Raw genomic sequence first — 21,594 nt, 5'->3', positions numbered from 1 at the left:
GTCGCGTCCCACCCGTCGCCCCAGCCAGTCGCAGGCCAGGTCGAACTCCTCGGGACGCTGCAGGATGACCAGGTCGACCTCGGCGCGACGCAGCGGACTCGACGATCTCCAGGCGGGCGTCCGGCCAGTCCTGGGTGAGCCGCCAGGCGATGTCCGGCGGCCCGCTGACGTCCAGGCGCCCCTGCACGAGCACCCCGGGGGTCCCGGCGAGCTTGCCGGCGTCGCGCAGCAGCTGCCCGTCGGGCATGAATCCGAGGTTGCTCCAGTAGTGGGTGACGATCCGGACTAAGGCCGCGCGGAACACCGGGTCGGCGTAGCGGGGGTCGGCCTTGAATCCGCCGGCGAGGGAGACGTGCACGTCCTCCCACGCGCACCAGTCCAGCTCCGCCCGCTCCCGCACGGCCGGGTCCGGGTCGTTGACCAGCCGGGCGTACGCGGTGGGCAGGTCGCCGTCCCGGTCGGCCTCGGGCACGCCGTCGCGGAAGCGGGCCCACTCCTGCGGGAAGATCCGCCCCATGTCCCGGGTCACCCAGTCGATCTCCCGGCGGGTGTTGGCGACCACGCTGAACAGCGCCAGCGCGGTGACCCGGTCCGGGTGCCGCTGGGCGTACGCGAGGGACAGCGAGGAGCCCCAGGAGGCGCCGCAGAGCAGCCAGCGGTCGATGCCCAGGTGCGCGCGCAGCCGTTCCATGTCGGCCAGCAGGTGTGCGGTGGTGTTCACCGACAGGTCCACCGCCGGGTCGCTGGCGTGCGGGGTGCTGCGGCCGCAGCCGCGCTGGTCGAACAGGACGACCCGGTAGGCGGCCGGGTCGAACAGCCGCCGCCAGAACGGGGCGGCGCCGGAGCCGGGGCCGCCGTGCACGACCAGGGCCGGCCGCCCGTCCGGGTTGCCGCAGGTCTCCCAGTAGATCCGCTGGCCGTCGCCGACGTCGAGCAGGCCGTGGGCGTACGGCTCGATCGGTGGATACATCAGGACCCTCCCCGTCCACGAGATACAACAGCGCTGTTACATTAGCGGACGTGACCGCCACACCCGAGCGCGAGGCCCTCGGCACCCTGCTGCGCCACGTCCTGGAGCTGCTCGACGGTGACGTCGCCGCCGTGTACGCCGACCTGGAGCTGGCCGACTACCGGCCCCGCTTCTCACCCCTGGTGCGGGTGCTGCTGGCCGACGGGCCGCTGGCCATCCGCGACCTGGCCGCCCGGGTCGGCGTCACCCACTCCGCGGCCAGCCAGACCGTCGCCCAGATGAGCCGTGCCGGCCTGGTCACCCTCAGCCCCGGCGCGGACGCCCGTCAACGCATCGTCACCCTCACCGAGCGGGCCCACACGCTGCGGCCGGTCATCGAGGCCGAGTGGGCGGCCACCACCACCGCGATGCGGGCGCTCGACGCCGAACTGCCCGTGCCGCTGGCCGACGAGCTGTACGCGGTCCTCGCGGCGCTGCGCCGCCGCCGGCTGCGCGACCGGATCACCGACACCGGCCTCGCCCCCGGTCCCCGGCCGGCGGCCGGCTGACCGGCGGGTGCACCCGCCGGTGGCGGTAATGCCCGGATAGCCTTCCGGGCATGACTATGCGCCCGATCCGCATCATCGGCGACCCCGTGCTGCGCACCCCCTGCGAGCCGGTCACCAGCTTCGACGCCGACCTGCGCGCGCTCGTGCAGGACCTGATGGACACCCTGCTGGGCGCGCCCGGCCGGGCCGGGGTGGCAGCGCCGCAGATCGGGGTGAACGCGCAGGTGTTCGTCTACGACGCCGACGGCCACCGGGGCCACCTGGTCAACCCGACGCTGGAGCTGTCCGAGGAGGTGCAGGACGACGAGGAGGGCTGCCTGTCCATTCCCGGGCTGTACTTCCCGACGCCCCGGGCGATGCGGGCCACCGCGCACGGCTTCGACCAGCACGGCGAGCCCCTGACCATCTCCGGCCGGGGCTTCCTCGCCCGCGCCCTGCAGCACGAGACCGACCACCTGCGCGGCCGCCTCTACGTCGACACGCTGCGGGGGGACACCCGCCGCCGGGCGCTGCGGGAGATCCGCGCCGGCCGGTTCCACTCGCCCAGCCGCGGCCTGTGACGCGTGGCGGGGGTGGCCGCAGCACCGGCCACCCCCGCGTCAGGACCGCGGTGTCACTTCGGCGGCGGGGCCACCAGGCAGGTCGCGGTCGAGGTGTTGCCGGCGTCGTCCACGCCCGTGATCACCGCGTCGCCGCGCAGCGTCACCTTGTAGTCGATGTCGCCGGTGCCGTCCTTGACCCGGGACTGCGCGCCCGGCGCCTGCACCAGCTTGATCTTGGTGCCGGCGGGGAACGGGCCGAACTTCACCGATGGGTCGGCGGCGTCAGAGATGTACACGTCCACGGCGGTGTCGACGATGTCGGTGGCGGTCAGCTGGTAGAACCCGTCCGGGTTGTACGAGCCGGGGGTGTTGTCGCCGCTGGGGTTGTTCGTCGGCACGCACCGGGTGGTCGGGGCGGTGGTGTCGACCACCCGCATCACCGCGGTGTCGGTGCCGGTGTTGCCGGCCGCGTCGGTGGCGGTGCAGGTGACCGTGGTGGCGCCCAGCGGGAACGTGCTGCCCGGCGGCGGCGCGCAGGTCGGGGTGAGCGGCCCGTCGACGTTGTCGGTCGCACTGGCCGGGTAGTTGATCACCGCGCCGGCGGGGCCGGTCGCCTCGACGGTCCGGTCGTCGACGACCACGGTCGGCGGGGTGACGTCGTTGACCTTCACGCTGATCCGCTCGACGAACGCGGGGCCGCCGGAGAGGCCGTTGAGCAGGAAGTCCACCGTGCAGTACAGGGTGGCGCCCTGGGCGGCGTCGGCGGCGACCGTGATGGTCTCGGCGAACGGCACGTCGCTGCCGCTGCGCCGGGTCTTCGACGCGGCGTCGAAGCTCACCGACAGGCCCGGGTCGCAGGAGGTCACGCTCGGGGTGACGGTGACGTCGAGGTCGTGCAGCCCGGACAGGATCGCCGCGGTGACGGTGTCCGGGGAGCTGCCGACCACCTGGCCGCCGGTCGCGCCGGCCACGGCGGTGGCCTGGCCGAGGGCGTCCAGGCCGCCACCTGCGCCGCTGACGTTGACCGCCAGGACGCGGGCGTCGTCGGCCTGCAGGGCGGCGGTGGCCTGGGCCAGGGTGTGCCCGGCGCTCGGGTCGTGGCTGGGGGCGTCGCCGACCAGCACCACGATCCGGCTGCTGCCCGTGCGGTAGGCGATCGCGCCGTCGGAGACCTGGTACAGGGCGTTCACCCAGGCCTCCGGGACGTCACCGCCGCCGTCGGCGGTCAGCCCGTTCACCGCGCTCTGCAGCGCGGTCGCGTCGTCGGTGAGGCCCTGCCGGACCCGGAACAGCTCCGCGCCGTCGCCCTCGTCCCGGTAGGAGGCGACCGCGAACTCGGCGCTCGGCTGCGCCCCGCGCACGTTGTTGATCACCTGTTGCAGGTTGGTCCGTACGTTGGCGATCGCCGGGCCCATGCTGCCGGTGGTGTCGACCAGCAGCACCACGTCCGGGTTCGGCGGGATCGGCGGGGTCGAGACGACCTTGCTGATCCCGATGGTGGTGCCGGGGTCACTGGTCCGGTCGACGGTGGCCGGGTCGACGCCCGGCGCGGCCCAGGCCGGTGTCGCCATCGCGGTGGCCATCGCGGTCACGGCGGCGACGGTCACCGCCGCTCTTCGCGCCTGGGGTGTCGCGGTGAAACCCATCGTGTCTCCTTCGGCTCCGCCGCGCCCGCCCCGGGCGCGGCCTCGAAGGCAGACGCTAGGGGCTCGGCCGGCCCGGCCCGGTCCGACACAAGCCCAGCTCACGGTCGGCTTCCCGACCCAGCGTGGCGGCTGGACAGGGTAACGACACCCGGACGGGCGTTCAGCGGCGGCGGTGCAGCCCGCACTCGGTGAACTCGGCGACCCGGGTGAAACCGAGCCGCTCGTAGAGGCGTACGGCGGCGGTGTTGTCGGCGCGGACGTTGAGCGTCACGTGGTCGACGGTGTCGCGCAGCCGGGCGCAGAGCGCGGCCACCGCGGCGGCGGCCAGGCCCCGCCCACGCATCCGCGGGTGGGTGGTGACGTTGCCCAGGGCGGCCACCCGCCAGGTGGGGGACCAGACGTGCACCCCGGCGACGGCCACCAGCTCGCCGTCGGCGCGGATGCCCACGTACTGGCCGGTGTCGAGCATCCGCGGGTCGAACCAGTTCCCCGGGTAGGCGGCGGTGTAGAGGGCGTGCAGCGCCGGCAGGTCGGCGCGGTCGAGCACCTGCCCGGCGGGGGTGACCCGGGCCAGCCGGTCCGGGTCGGTCAGCGCCATCCGGTGGTGCGCCGCGGCGTCGGTCAGCTCGTACCAGCGGGCGACGGTGGCCTCCAGGCCGGGGGACAGGTGCGCCCACAGCCGGGCGGGCAGCACCGGGGCCGCCTCGCTCAGCAGCGCGGCCAGCTCGTCGGTGCCCTCGGGCGCGGCGAACGCGAGCAGGGTCGGCAGCTCGACGCCGTGGTAGAGCAGGGCCACCTGGTCGTCCCGGCGGTACCAGGAGGTGTACGGCCAGAAGAAGTCGTCCAGGTCACCGAGCTGGTAGGCGTGCAGCACCGGGTCCCGGCCCAGCAGCTTCGCCAGGACGGCCCGGTCGTGTTCGGCGCGTACGGACACCTGAGGATGATCACACAGCGGCGGTCAGCAGCCGCCGGCGCGTCCCGGCTGGTCGGGCAGGTTCTCGTGCGCCCAGCGGGCGAGCGCGTCCAGCGCCGGCAGCAGGGCGGCGCCGCGCTCGGTGAGCTCGTAGCTGACCCCGACCGGCGGGCCCTCGCGCACGGTGCGCGAGACCAGGCCGACCCGGCACAGCTCGCCGAGCCGGTCGGACAGCACCGATTCGCTGATCCCGGGCAGCGCCCGGCCCAGCTCGGCGAAGCCGGCCGGCCCGCCGGCGAGGGTGCCCAGCAGCACCCCGTTCCAGCGCTTGCCGAGGAACGCGAAGGCGCGGGCCAGCCCCTGGTCACACATGCGGGGCTCGCCGCCCACCTCCGGCCTGACTGTCACCCGTCCAGGATACGCGCTACCCTCATCCCGGAAGGCACTACTAAAAAGCTAGCCACTCCCGATGTAGGAGGGGCAACGATTGAGCGAGGGACCCCGGTAATGAGTGACCTGATCACCCTGCACCCCGAGGCGCAGGCCCAGCTGTTCACCGACGCCCGCACCGCCAACACCTTCACCGACGAGCCGGTCAGCGACGAGCAGCTGCGCGCCATCTTCGAACTGGCCAAGTACCCGCCGACAGCCGCCAACACCCAGCCGCTGCGGGTGCTGTTCATCCGCCAGGGGGAGGCCCGCGAGCGGCTCCTGACCCACATGAGCGAAGGCAACCAGGCCAAGACCGCCACCGCGCCCGTCGTCGCCGTCCTCGCCGTCGACACCGACTTCCACGAGTTCATCCCGCGGGTCTTCCCCATCCGCCCCGAAATGCGCGACGGCCTGGCCGCCGACGCCGTGGCCCGCGAGCGGATGGCCCGGTTCAACGCCACCCTGCAGATCGGCTACTGGCTGCTCGCCGTACGCGCCGCCGGCCTGGCCGCCGGCCCGATGGCCGGCTTCGACGCCGACGCCCTCGACAAGGAGTTCTTCGCCGACAGCAGCTGGCGCTCCCTGCTCGTGGTCAACATCGGCAAGCCCGGCCCGGACGCCTGGTTCCCCCGGCTGCCCCGCCTGGACTACGACGACGTCGTCCGGCACGCCTGAGGCAGGCTCAGCCCGCCACCCACTGGTCGTAGCCCAGCTTGCCCACCAGGGCCACCACCACGACCAGCAGCACCACCCGCACGAAGCCGGAGCCGCGCCGCAGCGCCATCCGCGCGCCCAGCGCGGCTCCGGCGACGTTGCACACCGCCATCGCCGCACCCAGCAGCCACCACACGTGCCCGGTCGCCGCGAACACCACCAGCGCACCCAGGTTCGTGCCCGCGTTGACCACCTTCGCCATCGCCGAGGCGTGCACGAAATCCGCCCCCACCAGCGCGGTGAACGCCACCACCAGGAACGTGCCGGTGCCCGGCCCGATCAACCCGTCATACAGGGCGATGCCCAGACCGGCCACCCCGACCGCCGTCACCACCCGCGCCGGCGTGCGCCGCTGCGGCAGGGACAGCACACCCAACCGCGGGCGGGTCAGCACGAACGCCGCCACCGCCAGCAGCACCACCAGCACCACCGGCCGGTACGCGCCCGCCGGCACCGCCCCCGCCAGCGCCGCACCCAACCCCGCCGTCACCACCGCCAGACCCGCCGACGGACCCGCCACCGCCCAGTCCAGCTTCGTCCGCCGGGCATAGGTCGCCGCCGCCGTCGACGTACCGAAGATCGCGGCCAGCTTGTTCGTGCCCAGCGCCGTGGCCACCGGCACCCCCGGCGCGGCCACCAGCAGCGCCGGCAACAGCAGCAGCCCACCGCCACCGACCACCGCGTCCACCCACCCCGCCATGGCGGCCGCGGCCAACAGGGTGCTCAGCGAGACAGGATCCACGGGCGGCCATTCTTCCCACCACCACCGCCCCGACGAGACCGGCTGTGGCCAGCCTCACCACCCCCGGCCGCCGGTCAGCGGCCCCGCCGACGCCGCAGCCACAAGCCGGCCGACGCGACCGCCACGAACACCAGCACCGAACAGACCACCGCCCTGAGCACCCGGCAAGCCTGCCACGCGGACGTAGGGTGTGCAGGTGCGCCTGGCCACCTTCAATCTGTTGCACGGCCGCTCCCTCACCGACGGGCTCGTCGACCCCGACCGGCTCGCCGCCGCCGTCGCCGCGATCGACGCCGACGTACTGGCCCTGCAGGAGGTCGACCGGGACCAGACGCGCAGCGGAAACCTCGACCTCACCGCCATCGCCGCCCGCGCCCTCGGCGCCCCCGAACACCGCTTCGCCGCCGCCGTCGTCGGCACCCCCGGCGAACAGTTCCGCCCCCTCACCCACGACGACGACGGACACGGCGAACCCCTCTACGGCGTCGGCCTGGTCAGCCGCTACCCGGTCCGCTCCTGGCAGGTCACCCGCCTGCGCCCGGCCCCCGTCCGATCCCCGATCTACGTGCCCGGACCCGGCGGGGGACTGGTGCTGCTGCGCGACGAACCCCGCGTCGTGCTCGCCGCCGTACTGGACACCCCGCACGGGCCACTGACCGTCGCCGCCACCCACCTGTCCTTCGTGCCCGGCTGGAACATCCTGCAACTGCGCCGCGTGGTACGCGCCCTGCGGACCCTGCCCGCACCACGGCTGCTGCTCGGCGACCTGAACCTGCCCGCCGGCCCCGCCCACCTGCTGTCCGGCTGGCCACCCCTGGGCCGCCGCCCCACCTACCCGGCCGGGCAACCCCGCGTCCAACTCGACCACATCCTCGCCGACCGGCGGTCCCTCGACCGGCTGCCCCCGGTCACCGCCGTCGACACCCCACTGTCGGTGATCTCCGACCACCGGCCACTGGTCGTCGACCTCGGCTGAACCACCCCTCAGCGCACTCCCAGCCAACCCCCGGGCAGCCCACAGCCGCACCGCTCAGAATCACCCTCACCGCCCCCGCTCCGGCGTTCCCCACCGGCCCCGGCGGCGCCCGTGGTAACGATGGTGCGACGACGGGAGGCACGAGGTGTCCCTCACCGGCATACCACTGCTCGCCCTGGCCACGGCCGCCACCATCGCCGCCGCCTGCGCCACCGCGTACGGCTGGCACCGCGCGCCCCGCACCCGGCTGCTGCTGCGCCCCACCGCCGTCCTGCTCACCGAACTGCTCGTGCTGCTCACCATCGGCCTGGCCGTCAACCGGCACGAGCAGTTCTACACCTCCTGGCACGACCTGCTGCACACCGGCGGCACCACCACCACCGGCCACGACGACCGGCCCGGACAACTCGACCGCTGGCTCGCCCACCGGGCCACCACCGGCGACAACCCGATCACCTTCGACTGGCGCCCCACCGGCTGGCAGAACTGGCACCTGGACACCCCACCCACCGTCGTGGTGCCCGCCGGCTACCTGCGCCACCCCGGCTGGCGCTACCCGGCCGTCCTGGTCGTCGCCGACGACGACCGGTGGAACCCCACCGAAGACGCCGACGCCGCCCGCGCCGCCGCCACCGCCGGCCCCGCCGTCCTGGTGTTCACCCGACCCGCCGCCACCGTCGACCCCGGCGTACTCGCCGGCGCCCTACCCCTGAGCCTCACCCGCGACCTACGCGTCACCGGCCACACCTGGGCCCTGGTCGCCACCACCCGCCGGCGCGCCCTCGCCGACGCCGTCGTGCACACCGCACCCGACCGCTACCCGGCCCTCGCCCTGGTCGACGACACCACCACCGGCACCCGGACCCCACCCGGACCCGCCGACCTGGCCGACCTACCCACCGGCGAAGCCCTCGCCGTCACCGCCACCACCGCCGGGCCCGCCACCAGCAACCCCATCCGGCTCGCCGCCGGCCCCGGCCGCGGCCTGCCCGCCGCCCTGCGCTGGGCCTGCCAGCAGACCCCACCGCCGCTGGCCGCCCCCGCCCCGCTCATCCCACCCCCGCAACGGGCCCGGCACCCGCACCACCACCCACCGGCCATCCCACCCTCGACGGCAGGCACCCATGTCACCCGACAGCATCCCCGCTGAACTCACCGCCGCCGCGCTCGCCGTCGCCGCCGCCGTCCTGCTCGCCGCCACCTGGGACACCGGGCACGGCTGGCGCCGGCACACCGTCCGCGCCACCGCCGCACTGCTGTGCCTCACCACCGCCACCGCCGTCGCACTCGCCTGGGTCAACCGGCAGAGCGCCACCTACACCACCTGGGCCGACCTGTTCGGCCGACCCGACACCGCCACCGCCACCACCGCCACCCCCGACGGCCACCACGGCGGCCGGATCCTCACCGTCACCGTCCCCGGCACCGCCAGCGGCCTCAACCTGCCCATGTACGTCTACCTGCCGGCCGCCTACGACACCCACCCGCAGCAACGCTTCCCCGTCATCGAGGCCCTGCACGGCTACCCCGGCTCACCCGCCGGCTGGCTGCAACTACTCGACGCCCCCGGCCACCTCGACCGGGAAATCGCCGCCGGCCGAATGGCCCCCACCGTCGTGCTGTTCCCCTACCAGACACCCAACACCATGATCGACACCGAATGCGTCAACCTCACCCACGGCCCGCAGAGCGAAACCTTCCTCACCGTCGACGTACCTGCCTGGGCCAAAGCCCACCTGCGGCTGCGCACCGACCGCAACGCCTGGGGCCTGACCGGCCTCTCCGCCGGCGGCTACTGCGCCACCAACCTGCTCCTACGCCACCCCGACCGGTACGCCGCCGCCGCCAGCCTCTCCGGCTACGCCGAACCCGGCCTCACCATCGGCGACGGCACCGAACACACCCTCAACAACGACATCTGGCGACTGCAACACCTGCCCCGCCCCGCCGTCGCCCTCTACCTGTCCTGCGGCCGCGCCGACCACGCCGCGCTGCGCGACACCCGCGCCCTCAGCCAACTCGCCCGCCCCCCGATCACCCTCACCACCAGCTACGTCGACGGGGGCGGCCACAACCCCTCCACCTGGCGAGCCGTCGAAGCACCCGCCTTCGACTGGCTCTCCACCTGGCTCGGCCGCCCCCTCACCACCGGATGACCCGACTCAACCCACCCCGACCGCCCGCTGCGCCGCCCGCACCGCGTTACGGAACAGCATCGCCACCGTCGTCGGACCCACCCCACCGACCCGCGGCGTGATCGCCCCCGCCACCTCCGCGCACCGCTCATCCACATCCGGCAGCAACCGCCGCCCCTCATACCGCACGCCACCGCCCACCACCACCGCACCCGGGCGCACATGCTCCGGCCGCACGATCCCCGGCACCCCCGCCGCCGCCACCAGGATCTCCGCCCGCCGGGTGTACCGCGGCCAGTCCGCCACCCCCGTGTGCACCACCGTCACCGCCGCGTTCGCGCTCGGCCGCTTCTGCGCCAACAACATCGCCAACGGCCGACCCAACGTGGCGCCCCGACCGAGGATCACCACCTCCCGGCCCGCCACCGGCACCCCGTGGAACGCCAGCAACGCCTCGATCCCCGCCGGCGTACACGGCAGGGGACCGGGCAGGCCCAACGCCAACCGGCCCATGTTCACCGGATGCATACCGTCCACGTCCTTGTCCGGATCCAGCACCGACAACGCCCGGTCGTAGTCCAGCTGCCCCGGGATCGGATACTGCACCAGCACCCCGTGCACACCCTTGTCCGCGTTGAAGTCCTTCAGCACCGCGTGCAGATCCGCCTGCGACGCCGACGCCGGCAGATGCACGTGCGGCGACTCGAACCCCAACTCCGCCGCCTGCCGCTGCTTGATCCGGATGTACCCGGCGCTCGCGTCGTCGTCACCCACCAGCACCGTCGCCAAACCCGGCGTCACCCCCGCCGCGCGCAACGCCGCCACCTGATCCGCGACCTCCGCCAACACCTGCTGCGCCACCGGACCGCCCGGCAGCAGCCGAGCCGTCGTATCCGAAGAAGACATGCCACACCTCGCCCGCGGAGGCCCAGGCGGTCGACCCCCGCGACGAAGCTCCCCGATGGTTGCTGCCATCCCCGTGCCGCCAGTCGCGTCCGCCTCAGCCTGCCACACCACGAGACGCGATCACATCCGCCACCGCCTGCCACCCCGGCAACGCCGCCAGCACACCGTCCGCCCGGCGCCGCCGGTCCGCCACCGACGCCACCCCCAGATCCGCCACCGCCGCCTCGAACGCCGGCCGCAACACCCGCTCCCGCCCCGGCGCGTCCACCGCCAGGATCGCGTGACACCGCGCGTACGTCACCACGATCCAGAACATCGCCTCCCGGTGCGCGCCCGCCCGGACCAGCTCCGCGCCGCCGTCCACCACCACCGGCCGCCCCGCCGCCGTCACATCCGCGCTGAACGGAAACCGGGTACGCGCCACCGCGGCCGCCTCGTCGAACGTCACCGCCAACCCGGCCAGATGCTCCCGCACCCGCGCCGCACCCACCCCACCGCCGTCCAACGTGGCCAGCAACTCCGGATACCGGTCGGCCATCCCGTACGCCGCCAGCACCTCCCGCGCCCGCACGTACCGCCGCCGCACCGTCGGATCGCGCAACCCCGCCACCATCGGCAGCAACGCCAGCACCGACGTCGGGAACACCCACCCCAGCACCTGCTCGTGCAGCGGCGCGCCCCCGTCCAGCCGCCGCAACCCCACCTCGATCCGCCGACGCACCCCCGCGCAGCGCCGCCGCACCCACACCGGATCCGCGTACCCCGCCGACACCCGCTCCCGGATCGCCGCCAGCCGTCCCGTCGGATCCACGATCACCGTGTCGGTGCGGAAGAACGGCGCGAACACCCACGACCCGAGCACATCCGCCGGCCCGCCCAGCTCGTCCCAGGTGACCGTGCTGACCTCCAGCAGCACCCCCCGGTGCCGGAACTTGCCCACCTTTGCCGCCGGGCCCTCGCGCACCAGCAGCACATCCACGTCCGACGACGCCGGCAGCACCGCATCCTCCGGCAGACCCACCGTCGAACCGCTGAAGAACGCCCCCTGGATCCCCGCGTCCCGCCCGGCCCGCTCGCGCACCCAGTCGACCGCCACCGCCCGCGCCACACCGACCCGCATCCCGCCGATCGTGCCACCGGGCAGCCCGGGAAACCGGTCAACTTCCGCCCAACAGATCGGCCAGGGCCCGGTTGGTCCGGTTGGACCGCACCGCCGCCCGCTGCTGACCGGCCGTCACCTCGATGTACGTCTGCGACGACGCCAACGACGCGTGCCCCAGCAACCGCATGATCTCCGCCGCGCTCGCCCCGTCCTCCGCCAACCGGGTCGCGAAGGTGTGCCGCAACGCGTGCAGCCGCGCGCCCTTCGGCACCCGGTCACCGATGCCCGCCCGCCGGTAGCAGGACTCCACCAGATACTGCAGGCCACCCCGGCGCAGTGGCTCACCGTGCCGGTCGACCAGCAGCGGCGAGTCCGGACGTACGCTGCGCGCGCCGAAGCGCCGGCGCCGGCTGTCCAGGTAGTCCGCCACGGCACGGTCCACGCCCGCCTCGATCGGCACGGTCCGCGGCCGTCCACCCTTGCCGGCCACGTCCACCCGCCGCTCGCCGGCCCGACCGGCGACGGCCGACACCCGCAGCGCCAACAGTTCGGACAGGCGCAGCCCGGCGCAGAGCGCGAGGGCCAGCACGGCCAGGTCGCGTTCCGGCCACGGGTCGCGCTGCCGGCCCGCCTCGCGGGCCACCGCGGCGAGCAGCTCCTCCGGGGTGTCCTCGCCGCGCAGCGGCTTGGGGCGGGGGAGCGGGGTGCGCGGCCGACCCACCGCCGGCATCGGGTTGCCGGGTACGACGCCCTCGGCGACGAGGAAGGTGAAGAAGCTGTTCCAGGTGGACCAGGCACGGTGGACGGAGGCGGCGGCGCGGGGCGCGGCGAACCGGGCGAATGCCGTGCGCATGACCCGGGGGGAGAGGGCGGTGACCGGCACCTGGTCGAGGGGGAGGGGAGTGGGGTCGTCGGGGCCGGTGAGCGCCGCGACGCTGGTCAGGTCCCGCCGGTAGGCCGCGAGGGTGTGCGGGGAGGGCTTGCGGGTGGCCCGGTCGGTGAGGAACTCCTCGATCAACCGGCCTACCGATTCGCCCGTTTTGTCATGCATAAGGGATATTATGCATGATTTTCGCGTTCTGGTCATGCCGGGTCGCAGGGGAGCGGGCACATCCGGTGCAATGAGCGGCGTGATCACCCTGCGCCCCGTTGTCGAGGTGCCGGCCGACGACCCGACCAGAACCTGGCCCGCACCCGCGTCGAGAACCCAACGGTGGCTCACCCTGCACGCCGGCTGCCCGCCGGAGGAGGTCGAACTGTTCCTCGCCGCCGTCGCCGCCCACATCGACGTCGCACCGCCCGCCGGTCGGGACGAGGTGGTGGACGGCCTGCTCCGGGAAGAGTCGCTGCTCGTCGCCGGCGGACTGCGGATGGACGACAGCGACACCGGGGCGAGCGTGTCGCCGGGCTGCTGCGCGGGCCTGGAGGAGTGGCGGGAGTGGACGTCGGCCCTGGACGGCGGCGCGCCCTGGCTGGGTCACGACCCGGGACCACAGGTCGAGGCACAGGGCGACCTGCTGCGCGTGTGGCAGCACGGCGGACCGCAGCGGCACGGCCCGTACGTCGAGCTGAGCCGGCCGCACCTGGCGCAACTGCTGACCCGTGCCCAGGCCGACCTGTCCGGCTTTCTCGCCCGGCTCGACGCGTGGGCACACGAGGCCGGCCTGGGCGCGCGCGGGGCGGACCTCGTCGCCGCCATCGACCGCGACTTCGGGATCACCGCCCCGCTGCGGCTGCCCGGAGGAGGGCTCCGCCCCGTCAACTTTACATAATGTAGATTATCGAATCTCCGGAGCGGGCTCGAGCGGGACCGGGAAGTGGCCCTCGGCCATTCGCACAGGGCTGCCGTCGCGCAGCCGGAAACAGGCGGATGTTCCGACATCGCCTCCAAACGGCCGGGCGACGTACGCCGCCCGTACGGCGATCAGGTTTACGCTCTAGGCATGGACCCCGTCCGCTCCGTGCGCAACGCACGGGCACTCTATGAGGGCCGGCCTGGTCGCCGGGCCGTCGTGGTCGCAGACCTCGACCAGATGCGGGGCCCCACCAGCGGAGTGATCGAACTTCCCCACCGACTGTTCTGGCAGCCGGACCGCCACGTCAATCTCGACGCCCCTGGCCTGCTCGCCTGGATGTACGAGACGGTGCTCACCGAAGCGGTTCACCCTGACGAACTGCACACCTGGCTACACGGACCTACGCTCGTTCGGCTGTGGTCTCAGCTGTACCTGCCCAGGGGCGTACGTCGCGCCTGGGAGGACCGCCACCCCGTGCTGCGCTCCCGGGGCGTCGCCGCCTGATGCCGGCCCCGGATCCCTTTCAGCTCGACGTCACCCGTATCGCTCTCGCCGCGGCCCGCCAACACGGTTTCGCGCTCGCCGGCGGTCAAGCCCTCATCGCCCATGGCATCGGCGCCCGACCCACCGAGGACATCGACCTGTTCACGGATGTAACCGGCGGCGTCACGGCGGCAGCCAGGCTGGTCTGTGACACCCTGGTCGACGCTGGCCTCGACGTCGAAACGATCCCGGATCCCACAGAACTCGACGACATCTTCTACGGATTCGATCAGGACATGACGGAATTCGAGGTCCGCCGAGGCGCCCAAGCCGTCCGACTACAGCTCGTGCGCTTCGCGCGCACCAACAGCCCGGTCCTTCTCGACATCGGCCCCGTGCTGCACCTCGACGACGTGATCGGCACCAAGGTGGCGGCCATGATCACCCGCGCGCAACCGCGCGACTACATCGACGTCGCCGCCGTCCTCGACCGCTACAGCCGTGAGGATCTGATCAGCCTCGGTCGCCGTGCGGACCCCGCCCTGGCTGACGACGAGGTCCGCGAAGCCATGCAACGCCTCGACCGGTTACCCGACGCGGTATTCGCCCTCTACCGCCTCACCCCGGATCAGATCCGCGGAATCCACCGCGCCTTCGCCGACTGGCCTCGATAACCAGGATGGCGACGTCGTCTTGACGATCGGCACAGACGGACAGCGAGGGATGCTCTTCGGCTCCGGAGGATGCCCCTCTCCCCCGGTCCGCGCCGGCACATGATCATTACGCGGCTCGGCGCACCTGCCGGGCGACGAACCGGGTCGGCGGGTGGGCGATCGCGTCCTGGGCGGCGACCAGTTGCAGCTCGCGGGTGCCCGCGGTGAGGGTCGCCTCGTAGATGGCGAAGATGGCGTTGGTGGTCCGCTCCAGGGCGGTCTGGGGCGAGCCGGTGGTGCGCAGGTGGGCCAGGTACAGCGCGGCGGTGACGTCCCCGCCGCCGTTCGGGCTGATCGGCAGCAGCGGCGTGGTGACGGCCCAGGCGCCCTCGTCGGACACGGCCACCACCTCCAGCGATCCCTGCGGCACGTCGCCGTGCAGGACGCTGGTGACCAGCACGTGCCGGGGGCCGGTCGCCCGTACGACGTCGACGGCGGCGAGCAGGTCGTCGAGGGTGTTCGTGGTGCGGCCGGCCAGGAACTCCAGTTCGAACTGGTTGGGCGTGACGATGTCCGCGCGCGGCACGACGGTGTCGCGCAGGTACTCCGGGATGCCGGGGCGGACGAACATGCCGCGGCCGACGTCGCCCATGACCGGGTCGCAGCAGTAGACGGCCTCGGGGTTGAGTGCCTTGACCCGGTCGACGGCGTCGAGGATCACCGCGCCCATCGCCGGGTCGCCCTGGTAGCCGGAGAGGATCGCGTCGGCGTCGCCGAGGACGCCGCGGTCCTCGATGCCGGTGATCACGTCGGCGACGTCGGCCGGGGCGAGCAGCGGGCCGCGCCAGGCGCCGTACCCGGTGTGGTTGGAAAAGTGCACGGTGAGTACCGGCCAGATCTCGTGCCCGAGCCGTTGCAGCGGGAAGGCGGCGGCGGAGTTGCCGACGTAGCCGTAGGCGACCGAGGACTGGATGGACAGGATCTTCACCCGGTCATCGTCGCATCCGTCGTGGCGGCTGGTGGTGGCCGGTCAGGTGTCGGTGCGCAGCCGGGCGTGCAGGTGCATGTCGTGCCAGCCGTCGGTGTGCCGGGCGGCGCCGCGGTGGGTGCCCTCGGCGTGGAGGCCGGCGCGGTGGGCGACCCGGCAGGAGGCCGGGTTGGCGGTGGAGTGGCGCAGCCAGATCCGGTGCAGGGCGGCCTGGTGGAAGCTCCAGGTGGTGAGGGCGGTGAGGGCGCGGGCGGCGACGTGGTGGCCGCGGGCGGTGGGCAGCACCCAGTACGACACCTCCCCCTGCGCCTCGGTGAGGTCGATGTGGCGCAGGCTGATCTGGCCGAGGACGCCGGTGGGGTCGGTGATGGCCCAGCCGGCGGCGGTCTCGGCGTGCCAGCGGTGTGGCCAGGCGGTGAGCCAGGCGTGGGCCTCGTCGTCGGTCATGGTGCGGCAGTGCCAGCGGCGAATGTCCGGGTCGGTGTAGGCGGCGCGGACGGCGGGCAGGTCGTCGGGTTGCCAGGGGCGTAGGAGCAGGTCGCCGGCGGGGATGTCGGGTTGGGTCCGGTGGGCGAGGTGGCCGGGGGTCAGGGCGGGGGTGGTGAGCAGCGGCATGGGGTGATCCTGCCGGAGGGACGCGGGGTCGTGGTGGGGTGACGGTGGGTGTGGGGGTGACCGTTCGGCTCAGGGTTTCGACCGTCGGGCGCGCGGTGGGTTTGCCCGATGCGTGGGGTGTGGGCATGTGGCGGGAGTTACCGCCTTCTTTTTCCGGAGAGGAAGCAAGGATGCTTTCCGCACTCGATCGTCGGCACACCGTCGCGCCGCCGGGGTACAGCCGTTGGCTGATTCCACCGGCGGCGTTGGCGATTCATCTGTGTATCGGGCAGGTCTACGCGACCAGCGTGTACAAGAACTCTCTGATCGCGCACTTCGGTGCGAGCCAGACGGCGATCGGGGTCATCTTCAGCATCGCGATCGTGATGCTGGGGTTGTCGGCCGCGGTGGCGGGCACGTGGGTGGAGGCGAACGGGCCGCGCAAGGCGATGTTCGTCTCGGCGTGTTTCTGGGCGGCGGGTTTCCTGGTGGGGGCGTTGGGGATCGCGACCCGGCAGCTGTGGCTGCTGTATCTCGGGTACGGGGTGCTGGGCGGGATCGGTCTGGGGATCGGGTACATCTCCCCCGTCTCGACGTTGATCAAGTGGTTTCCGGACCGGCCGGGGCTGGCGACGGGTTTGGCGATCATGGGGTTCGGGGGTGGGGCGATGGTGGCCTCTCCCCTGTCGCGGCAGTTGCTGTCGTACTACGACGCGGGGTATGACCCGGCGAATGCGGGGTCGACGGCGTCGGGGTCGGCGCTGGTGTGGTTGTTCGTGACGTTGGGCGTCGGCTATTTCCTGATCATGATGTTCGGGGTGTTCAACGTGCGGGTGCCGGCGGCGGACTGGCGGCCTGCGGGGTTCGACCCGGCGCGGGTGGCCGCGAAGCCGCTGGTGACGACGGCGAACGTGTCGGCGGCGAACGCGGTGAAGACGCGGTCGTTCTGGCTGCTGTGGGTGGTGTTGTTCTGCAATGTGACGGCGGGGATCGGGATCCTGGAGCAGGCGAGTCCGATGATCCAGGACTTCTTCCGGGACAACGGGACCTCGGCGGTGTCGGTGGCGGCGGCCGGTGGGTTCGTGGGGTTGCTGTCGCTGTTCAACATGGCGGGGCGGTTCGTGTGGTCCTCGACCTCGGATCTGATCGGCCGTAAGCCGATGTACATGACCTATCTGGGTGTCGGGATGGTGCTGTACGTGCTGCTGGCCGTCGTCGGGCACACCGCGACGGCGTTGTTCGTGCTGCTGGCGTGCGTCATCCTGTCGTTCTACGGCGGCGGCTTCTCGACGGTGCCGGCGTACCTGCGGGATCTGTTCGGCGCGTTCCAGGTGGGCGCGATCCACGGCCGGCTGTTGACGGCGTGGTCGGCGGCCGGCGTGGCCGGGCCGCTGATCGTGAACGGGTTCCTGGACGCGCAGGGCAAGCCGGGCACGTTGACGGCGGCGGCGTACCGGCCGGCGTTGTTCACGATGGTCGGGGTCCTGGCGGTCGGGTTCGTCGCGAACCTGTTGATCCGGCCGGTGCCGGAGCGGTTCCACGAGCCGGTGTCGGGCCGGGACGTGGCGGAGGGTGCGGAGCCGGTGGCGGCGGAAGGGAGCGCGCGGTGAACGAGATGGGTCACGGGCAGCGGGTCCGGCTGGTGGTGTCGTGGCTGGTCGTGTCGGCGCTGCTCGGTTACGGGGTGGTGCAGACGGTGATCACGGCGGCGAAGTTGTTCACCCACTGACGAGCGGGTGTCACGACACGGCCCGGGGGTGCGCGTCTCCCCCGGGCCGTGTCGTGCTCAGAGGCCGCCGGCGATACGCAGGACAGCGCCGGTGGTGTAGGAGGCGTCGGGGCCGAGGAGGAAGGCGATGGCGCCGGCGATCTCGTCGGGTTCGCCTGCGCGGCCGAGCGGGATGCGGCCGGCGGCGCTGTCGGGGCGGTCGGGTATGCCGGAGAGGGCGTGGATGTCGGTGCGGATGATGCCGGGGGCGACGGCGTTGACCCGGATGCCGCGGGGGGCGAGTTCCTTGGCGAGGCCGACGGTGAGGGTGTCGGTGGCGGCTTTCACGGCGGCGTAGTGGATGTATTCGCCGGGGCTACCAAGGGTGGCGGCGGCCGAGGAGACGTTGACGATGGCGCCGCCGTCGCTCATCCGGCGGGCGGCCTGCTGGGCGCAGAGGACGTAGCCGATGAGGTTGACGTCGACGACCTGACGCAGGTCGTCGAGGCGCAGGTCGGTGAAGGGGCCGATCGGGCTGGTGATGCCGGCGTTGTTGACCAGGCCGGTCAGCGGGCCGAGGTCGGCGGCGGCGTCGAAGAGGCGCTGCACCTGGTCGGGGTCGGTGGTGTCGGCGGGGACGGCGACGCCGCGGCGGCCGGCGGCCTGGATGTCGGCGAGGACGGCCTGGGCGGCGGAGTGGTCGCGGTGGTAGCCGATGGCGACGTCATGGCCGGCGGCGGCGAGCCGGCGGGCGGTGGCGGCGCCGATGCCGCGGCTACCGCCGGTGATGATGGTGACGGAGGTCAATGCCTACTCCCCTGCCCTGGTGGTGTCGGGGACGTTACCGTGACCGGCGCGGGAACGTCGCCGAGAGGACGGTCACACATGACACGGGCGTTGGTGCTGGGTGGTGGTGGGGTGACCGGCGTGGCCTGGGAGTTGGGGCTGCTGGCGGGCCTGGCGCAGCGGGGGGTGGACGTGACCGGGGCGGACCTTTTGGTGGGGACGTCGGCCGGCTCGGTGGTGGGGGCGCAGATCTGTTCCGGGGCGCCCGTGGCGGATTTGTACGCGGCGCAACTGCGGCCGCCGCGCGGTGAGCTGGCGGCCCGGTTGGGGGCGGGGGTGCTGCTGCGCTGGGCGTGGGCGGGCGCTCGGGGCAGGGACGAGGTGCGGGCGCGAGCGCGGGTCGGGGCGATGGCGTTGGCGGCGCGTACCGGGTCGGAGGCGTCGCGGCGGGCGGTGCTGGAGTCGCGGTTGCCGGTGCGCGAGTGGCCGGCGCGGCGGCTGCTGGTCACGGCGGTGGACGCGGCCTCGGGTGAGTTCGTGGTGTTCGACGCCGCCAGCGGGGTGTCGTTGGTGGACGCGGTGGGGGCCAGTTGCGCGGTGCCCGGGGTGTGGCCGCCGGTGACGATCGGGGACCGCCGGTACGTCGATGGTGGGGTGCGCTCGTCGGTGAACGCCGACCTGGCGCGGGGGGCCGACGCGGTGGTGGTGTTGGCGCCGGTGTCGTCGGGGTTCGGGCCGATGCCGCGGCTGTCGGCGCAGGTGGCGGCGTTACGGGCGGCGGGTTCGCGGGTGGCGGTGGTGTCACCGGACCGGGCGGCGCGGGCGGCGATCGGGCGCAACGTGCTGGATCCGGCGCGGCGGGCGGCCTCGGCGCGGGCGGGGTTCGCGCAGGCGGCGGCGGTGGCCGGTGAGGTGGCGGCGGTGTGGGGCTGATCGCCTAGGCTCACCGGGTCGGGCTCGGCGGGCGGAGGTACGCGGTGGCGGTGGGTGTCGGTGACCTGGTCGAGGATTTCACGCTGCCGGACGAGACGGGCACGCCACGGCGGTTGTCGGAGTTCCTGGCGGCGGGGCCGGTGGTGCTGTTCTTCTACCCGGCGGCGATGACCCGGGGCTGCACGGCGGAGAGTTGCCACTTCCGGGACCTGGCCGCGGAGTTCGCGGCGGTCGGCGCGCAGCGGGTGGGGATCAGCCGGGATCCGGTGGCGCGGCAGGCGGAGTTCTCCCGCCGGCACGGGTTCGACTATCCGCTGCTGTCGGACGTCGACGGTGCGGTGGCGGCGGCGTTCGGGGTGCGGCGGCGGTTGCCGTTGGGGGCGTTGAGCACGCGCCGGATGACGTTCGTGATCGGTGCGGACCGGCGGGTGCTGGCGGTGGTGCACAGCGAGCTGAGCATGACCGAGCACGCCGACGCGGCGTTGCGCGCCCTGGGGGGTTGATCTTCCGGTTGTCGCAGCCGGCTGGTATCAAGGCTGCAATCAAACGTGTGTACGGAAGAGGGCGTGATGGCGGGCCAGGGTTTGTCCACTGACGAGGTGCAGGGGATCCGGGAGGCGTTGGCGGCGGGCCGCAAGCCGAAGGTGGTGTTCACGGCGGCGGCCGGGCAGATGGCCGGTCAGCTCGGGCAGGTGGTGGAGTTGACCGACCCGGAGGCGTCCGAGGAGTTCGTGGTGGTGCGGTTCGGCCGCGACGAGTTGCCCTTCTCCCCCACCGACGTAGCGATCGCGCCGCGGGGGGCGGGGCATAAGGCGGCGGAGCCGAAGCCGGAGCCGGTCGAGCCGGAGCCGGTGGCGGCGGAGCCGGAGTTCGTGTTGGACACGCCGCGGGTGCCGGCGCCGCGTCGGGAGGAGCCGAAGGTGGAGCAGCAGCAGGTGGAGGTGAAGCCGGCGAAGCGGGCGGTGAAGGCGGCGAAGCCGAAGAGCCCGGCCGGGCTGACCGTCACGTTGGCGTACGCCGAGGGCGAGTGGACGGTGGCGGCGCAGCAGGGCGCGAAGGCCCTGGCGAAGCCGTACGTGGTGAAGCCGGCGGAGGCGCTGCGGATGGTGGCGCTGGTGGACGTGCCGGGGGTGCAGGAGGCGGTGGAGCAGATCCTGGCCGCGGAGCGGGCGGAGGCGGAGCAGCAGGCGGAGAAGCTGCGCGCCGAGCTGGCGGAGATCGAGGCGCGGCTGGCGGAGCTGCGGGAGGCCCGCTGAGCGGTAAATGTCTCGGCCGCGGCGTGGGGGCCTGGTACGGTTCCCCGGCGTCCTCGACGAGACCGGGAGGGAGGTGAGCGCCATGGCACGTGCGACTGTCATGCGCTCCCGCCCGACCGTGAGGACGTCGGGTTCTTGAAGCCGGGAGCGCACCGCTTCCTGGAAGGACCTGCATGACCGATCTGGTCATCCGCCCGCTCGTCGCGGGCGAGGAACATGTTTTCGACTCTCTTTCGGACCCGGGGCTGGTCGGGCGGGCCGTGCTCGGCGAGACGTACGCCGAGGGTGGCTACCGGCCGGAGTGGACCTGGGTGGCCCTGCGTGACGGGGTGGTGGTGGCGCGGGCCGCCTGGTGGGCCGGGCCGGAGGACGCGGCGCCGCTGGCGTTGGACTGGTTCGACTTCACCGACCCGGACGCCGGGGTGGCGCTGTTGCGGGCGGCGCCGCTGCACGCGGAGTATTCGCTGCTGCTGCCCCACGGCTGGCGCGACGATCCGCTGGTCGCGGCGCAGGGGCAGGCCCGGATCGACGCGGCGACGGCCGCCGGCATGCGGGTGCTGGTCGAACGGTACCGGTACCGGTGGACGCCGCAGTGCGGCCTGCCGGCGCGGCCCGGCCGGCTGGAGTTCCGGCCCGAGCCGGACGACGCGGTGATCCTGGACGTGCTGCGCCGCGATGCTCGTCACTCGGACGTCGGCGAGCAGGAAGGATTCGCCCGGGTCCTCGGTGGGTCCGCCGAAGTCGATGCCGGCCAGCTCACGGACCACGCTG

Annotated in this window: 25 protein-coding genes, 1 pseudogene and 1 riboswitch; of the genes and pseudogenes, 15 read left to right on the top strand and 11 right to left on the bottom strand. The window is 73.3% G+C overall.

Features of this window, described 5'->3' with window-relative positions; genetic code table 11:
* On the bottom strand, window positions 1-970 hold a 970-nt coding region (pip, locus tag ACWEVO_RS07120; protein WP_452306662.1), incomplete at its 3' end, for a prolyl aminopeptidase.
* 50 nt (window positions 971-1,020) lie between these two features.
* Here pip and ACWEVO_RS07115 point away from each other — a divergent pair.
* Window positions 1,021-1,518 (top strand): MarR family winged helix-turn-helix transcriptional regulator, encoded by a 498-nt coding sequence (locus ACWEVO_RS07115; RefSeq protein WP_452306661.1) that lies wholly within the window; start codon window positions 1,021-1,023, stop codon window positions 1,516-1,518.
* Between the two features lie 50 nt (window positions 1,519-1,568).
* The gene (gene def / locus ACWEVO_RS07110; protein WP_452306660.1) at window positions 1,569-2,078 is read left to right on the top strand and encodes a peptide deformylase; all 510 of its coding nucleotides are present in this window, start codon (window positions 1,569-1,571) and stop codon (window positions 2,076-2,078) included.
* Window positions 2,079-2,131: 53 nt separating this feature from the next.
* Here the strand turns inward: def and ACWEVO_RS07105 are convergent, their stop codons facing one another.
* From ACWEVO_RS07105 to ACWEVO_RS07095, 3 genes are all read right to left on the bottom strand, one after another.
* Window positions 2,132-3,706 carry a VWA domain-containing protein gene (locus tag ACWEVO_RS07105; RefSeq protein ID WP_452306659.1) on the bottom strand — a complete coding sequence of 525 codons (1,575 nt, stop codon included), beginning with the start codon at window positions 3,704-3,706 and terminating at the stop codon, window positions 2,132-2,134.
* A 160-nt stretch (window positions 3,707-3,866) separates the two neighbouring features.
* Complete coding sequence (locus ACWEVO_RS07100) at window positions 3,867-4,640, bottom strand: GNAT family N-acetyltransferase (RefSeq protein ID WP_452306658.1); 774 nt, start codon at window positions 4,638-4,640, stop codon at window positions 3,867-3,869.
* 24 nt (window positions 4,641-4,664) lie between these two features.
* Entirely contained in the window at window positions 4,665-5,027 is a 363-nt protein-coding gene (locus ACWEVO_RS07095) for a winged helix-turn-helix transcriptional regulator (RefSeq protein ID WP_452306657.1), read from the bottom strand.
* A 99-nt stretch (window positions 5,028-5,126) separates the two neighbouring features.
* Here ACWEVO_RS07095 and ACWEVO_RS07090 point away from each other — a divergent pair, with 99 nt between their 5' ends.
* Window positions 5,127-5,726, top strand: coding sequence for a malonic semialdehyde reductase (locus tag ACWEVO_RS07090; protein ID WP_452306656.1), 600 nt, complete (start codon window positions 5,127-5,129; stop codon window positions 5,724-5,726).
* Between the two features lie 7 nt (window positions 5,727-5,733).
* On the opposite strand, the gene ACWEVO_RS07085 is transcribed toward ACWEVO_RS07090, so the two are convergent.
* Complete coding sequence (locus ACWEVO_RS07085; RefSeq protein ID WP_452306655.1) at window positions 5,734-6,507, bottom strand: sulfite exporter TauE/SafE family protein; 774 nt, start codon at window positions 6,505-6,507, stop codon at window positions 5,734-5,736.
* A gap of 196 nt (window positions 6,508-6,703) precedes the next feature.
* Between ACWEVO_RS07085 and ACWEVO_RS07080 the strand changes: the two genes are divergently transcribed.
* The 3 genes from ACWEVO_RS07080 (at window position 6,704) to ACWEVO_RS07070 (ending at window position 9,639) form a co-directional block, all read left to right on the top strand.
* Complete coding sequence (locus ACWEVO_RS07080; RefSeq protein ID WP_452306654.1) at window positions 6,704-7,483, top strand: endonuclease/exonuclease/phosphatase family protein; 780 nt, start codon at window positions 6,704-6,706, stop codon at window positions 7,481-7,483.
* Between the two features lie 145 nt (window positions 7,484-7,628).
* Window positions 7,629-8,633 carry a hypothetical protein gene (locus tag ACWEVO_RS07075; protein ID WP_452306653.1) on the top strand — a complete coding sequence of 335 codons (1,005 nt, stop codon included), beginning with the start codon at window positions 7,629-7,631 and terminating at the stop codon, window positions 8,631-8,633.
* Window positions 8,608-9,639, top strand: coding sequence for an alpha/beta hydrolase (locus tag ACWEVO_RS07070; RefSeq protein WP_452306652.1), 1,032 nt, complete (start codon window positions 8,608-8,610; stop codon window positions 9,637-9,639). Before ACWEVO_RS07075 ends, ACWEVO_RS07070 begins: the two co-directional genes overlap by 26 nt.
* A gap of 6 nt (window positions 9,640-9,645) precedes the next feature.
* Here the strand turns inward: ACWEVO_RS07070 and ACWEVO_RS07065 are convergent, their stop codons facing one another.
* From ACWEVO_RS07065 to ACWEVO_RS07055, 3 genes are all read right to left on the bottom strand, one after another.
* Entirely contained in the window at window positions 9,646-10,524 is an 879-nt protein-coding gene (locus ACWEVO_RS07065) for a bifunctional 5,10-methylenetetrahydrofolate dehydrogenase/5,10-methenyltetrahydrofolate cyclohydrolase (RefSeq protein ID WP_452306651.1), read from the bottom strand.
* A 13-nt stretch (window positions 10,525-10,537) separates the two neighbouring features.
* Window positions 10,538-10,621, bottom strand: a riboswitch (ZMP/ZTP riboswitch).
* Window positions 10,619-11,644, bottom strand: coding sequence for a hypothetical protein (locus tag ACWEVO_RS07060; RefSeq protein WP_452306650.1), 1,026 nt, complete (start codon window positions 11,642-11,644; stop codon window positions 10,619-10,621). Its footprint overlaps the riboswitch before it by 3 nt.
* A 37-nt stretch (window positions 11,645-11,681) precedes the next feature.
* Complete coding sequence (locus ACWEVO_RS07055; RefSeq protein WP_452306649.1) at window positions 11,682-12,677, bottom strand: tyrosine-type recombinase/integrase; 996 nt, start codon at window positions 12,675-12,677, stop codon at window positions 11,682-11,684.
* A gap of 70 nt (window positions 12,678-12,747) precedes the next feature.
* On the opposite strand from ACWEVO_RS07055, the gene ACWEVO_RS07050 reads away from it, so the two are divergent.
* From ACWEVO_RS07050 to ACWEVO_RS07040, 3 genes are all read left to right on the top strand, one after another.
* Complete coding sequence (locus ACWEVO_RS07050; protein WP_452306648.1) at window positions 12,748-13,398, top strand: hypothetical protein; 651 nt, start codon at window positions 12,748-12,750, stop codon at window positions 13,396-13,398.
* A 171-nt stretch (window positions 13,399-13,569) separates the two neighbouring features.
* A complete protein-coding gene (locus ACWEVO_RS07045) occupies window positions 13,570-13,926 on the top strand; it encodes a hypothetical protein (protein ID WP_452306647.1) in 357 nt (118 codons plus the stop codon).
* Window positions 13,926-14,579, top strand: a complete 654-nt coding sequence (locus ACWEVO_RS07040; RefSeq protein WP_452306646.1) for a nucleotidyl transferase AbiEii/AbiGii toxin family protein — start codon at window positions 13,926-13,928, stop codon at window positions 14,577-14,579. Before ACWEVO_RS07045 ends, ACWEVO_RS07040 begins: the two co-directional genes overlap by 1 nt.
* Window positions 14,580-14,685: 106 nt before the next feature.
* On the opposite strand, the gene pdxY is transcribed toward ACWEVO_RS07040, so the two are convergent.
* Together pdxY and ACWEVO_RS07030 are read right to left on the bottom strand one after the other, a co-directional pair.
* The gene (gene pdxY / locus ACWEVO_RS07035) at window positions 14,686-15,546 is read right to left on the bottom strand and encodes a pyridoxal kinase PdxY (protein WP_452306645.1); all 861 of its coding nucleotides are present in this window, start codon (window positions 15,544-15,546) and stop codon (window positions 14,686-14,688) included.
* A gap of 42 nt (window positions 15,547-15,588) precedes the next feature.
* Window positions 15,589-16,161, bottom strand: coding sequence for a GNAT family N-acetyltransferase (locus ACWEVO_RS07030; protein WP_452306644.1), 573 nt, complete (start codon window positions 16,159-16,161; stop codon window positions 15,589-15,591).
* A gap of 170 nt (window positions 16,162-16,331) precedes the next feature.
* Between ACWEVO_RS07030 and ACWEVO_RS07025 the strand changes: the two genes are divergently transcribed.
* Together ACWEVO_RS07025 and ACWEVO_RS07020 are read left to right on the top strand one after the other, a co-directional pair.
* A complete protein-coding gene (locus ACWEVO_RS07025; RefSeq protein WP_452306664.1) occupies window positions 16,332-17,750 on the top strand; it encodes an OFA family MFS transporter in 1,419 nt (472 codons plus the stop codon).
* A 5-nt stretch (window positions 17,751-17,755) separates the two neighbouring features.
* Complete coding sequence (locus tag ACWEVO_RS07020; RefSeq protein ID WP_452306663.1) at window positions 17,756-17,869, top strand: MFS transporter small subunit; 114 nt, start codon at window positions 17,756-17,758, stop codon at window positions 17,867-17,869.
* Between the two features lie 57 nt (window positions 17,870-17,926).
* Here the strand turns inward: ACWEVO_RS07020 and ACWEVO_RS07015 are convergent, their stop codons facing one another.
* A complete protein-coding gene (locus ACWEVO_RS07015; RefSeq protein ID WP_452306643.1) occupies window positions 17,927-18,655 on the bottom strand; it encodes an SDR family NAD(P)-dependent oxidoreductase in 729 nt (242 codons plus the stop codon).
* A gap of 78 nt (window positions 18,656-18,733) precedes the next feature.
* Here ACWEVO_RS07015 and ACWEVO_RS07010 point away from each other — a divergent pair, with 78 nt between their 5' ends.
* The 4 genes and pseudogenes from ACWEVO_RS07010 to ACWEVO_RS06995 form a co-directional block, all read left to right on the top strand.
* Window positions 18,734-19,567, top strand: coding sequence for a patatin-like phospholipase family protein (locus tag ACWEVO_RS07010; RefSeq protein ID WP_452306642.1), 834 nt, complete (start codon window positions 18,734-18,736; stop codon window positions 19,565-19,567).
* Window positions 19,568-19,611: 44 nt separating this feature from the next.
* Window positions 19,612-20,070 (top strand): peroxiredoxin, encoded by a 459-nt coding sequence (locus ACWEVO_RS07005; protein WP_452306641.1) that lies wholly within the window; start codon window positions 19,612-19,614, stop codon window positions 20,068-20,070.
* A 66-nt stretch (window positions 20,071-20,136) separates the two neighbouring features.
* Window positions 20,137-20,823, top strand: coding sequence for a hypothetical protein (locus ACWEVO_RS07000; protein ID WP_452306640.1), 687 nt, complete (start codon window positions 20,137-20,139; stop codon window positions 20,821-20,823).
* 173 nt (window positions 20,824-20,996) lie between these two features.
* Window positions 20,997-21,594 (top strand): annotated as a pseudogene (locus ACWEVO_RS06995) (GNAT family N-acetyltransferase); the annotation flags it as partial.

This window comes from Micromonospora sp. NPDC003776 (assembly GCF_053605645.1).
This window is presented reverse-complemented; position numbering and strand designations above follow the sequence as displayed.

What these genes read in the sequence shown, in the direction of transcription:
- ACWEVO_RS07090 (WP_452306656.1), top strand. Translation starts at nt 5,127, where the DNA reads ATGAGTGACCTGATCACCCTGCACCCCGAGGCGCAGGCCCAGCTGTTC.
- ACWEVO_RS07105 (WP_452306659.1), bottom strand. Translation starts at nt 3,706, where the DNA reads ATGGGTTTCACCGCGACACCCCAGGCGCGAAGAGCGGCGGTGACCGTC.
- def (WP_452306660.1), top strand. Translation starts at nt 1,569, where the DNA reads ATGACTATGCGCCCGATCCGCATCATCGGCGACCCCGTGCTGCGCACC.
- ACWEVO_RS07070 (WP_452306652.1), top strand. Translation starts at nt 8,608, where the DNA reads ATGTCACCCGACAGCATCCCCGCTGAACTCACCGCCGCCGCGCTCGCC.
- ACWEVO_RS07030 (WP_452306644.1), bottom strand. Translation starts at nt 16,161, where the DNA reads ATGCCGCTGCTCACCACCCCCGCCCTGACCCCCGGCCACCTCGCCCAC.
- ACWEVO_RS07010 (WP_452306642.1), top strand. Translation starts at nt 18,734, where the DNA reads ATGACACGGGCGTTGGTGCTGGGTGGTGGTGGGGTGACCGGCGTGGCC.
- ACWEVO_RS07060 (WP_452306650.1), bottom strand. Translation starts at nt 11,644, where the DNA reads ATGCGGGTCGGTGTGGCGCGGGCGGTGGCGGTCGACTGGGTGCGCGAG.
- ACWEVO_RS07050 (WP_452306648.1), top strand. Translation starts at nt 12,748, where the DNA reads ATGAGCGGCGTGATCACCCTGCGCCCCGTTGTCGAGGTGCCGGCCGAC.
- ACWEVO_RS07055 (WP_452306649.1), bottom strand. Translation starts at nt 12,677, where the DNA reads ATGCATGACAAAACGGGCGAATCGGTAGGCCGGTTGATCGAGGAGTTC.
- ACWEVO_RS07045 (WP_452306647.1), top strand. Translation starts at nt 13,570, where the DNA reads ATGGACCCCGTCCGCTCCGTGCGCAACGCACGGGCACTCTATGAGGGC.
- ACWEVO_RS07025 (WP_452306664.1), top strand. Translation starts at nt 16,332, where the DNA reads ATGCTTTCCGCACTCGATCGTCGGCACACCGTCGCGCCGCCGGGGTAC.
- ACWEVO_RS07000 (WP_452306640.1), top strand. Translation starts at nt 20,137, where the DNA reads ATGGCGGGCCAGGGTTTGTCCACTGACGAGGTGCAGGGGATCCGGGAG.
- ACWEVO_RS07065 (WP_452306651.1), bottom strand. Translation starts at nt 10,524, where the DNA reads ATGTCTTCTTCGGATACGACGGCTCGGCTGCTGCCGGGCGGTCCGGTG.
- ACWEVO_RS07040 (WP_452306646.1), top strand. Translation starts at nt 13,926, where the DNA reads ATGCCGGCCCCGGATCCCTTTCAGCTCGACGTCACCCGTATCGCTCTC.
- ACWEVO_RS07020 (WP_452306663.1), top strand. Translation starts at nt 17,756, where the DNA reads ATGGGTCACGGGCAGCGGGTCCGGCTGGTGGTGTCGTGGCTGGTCGTG.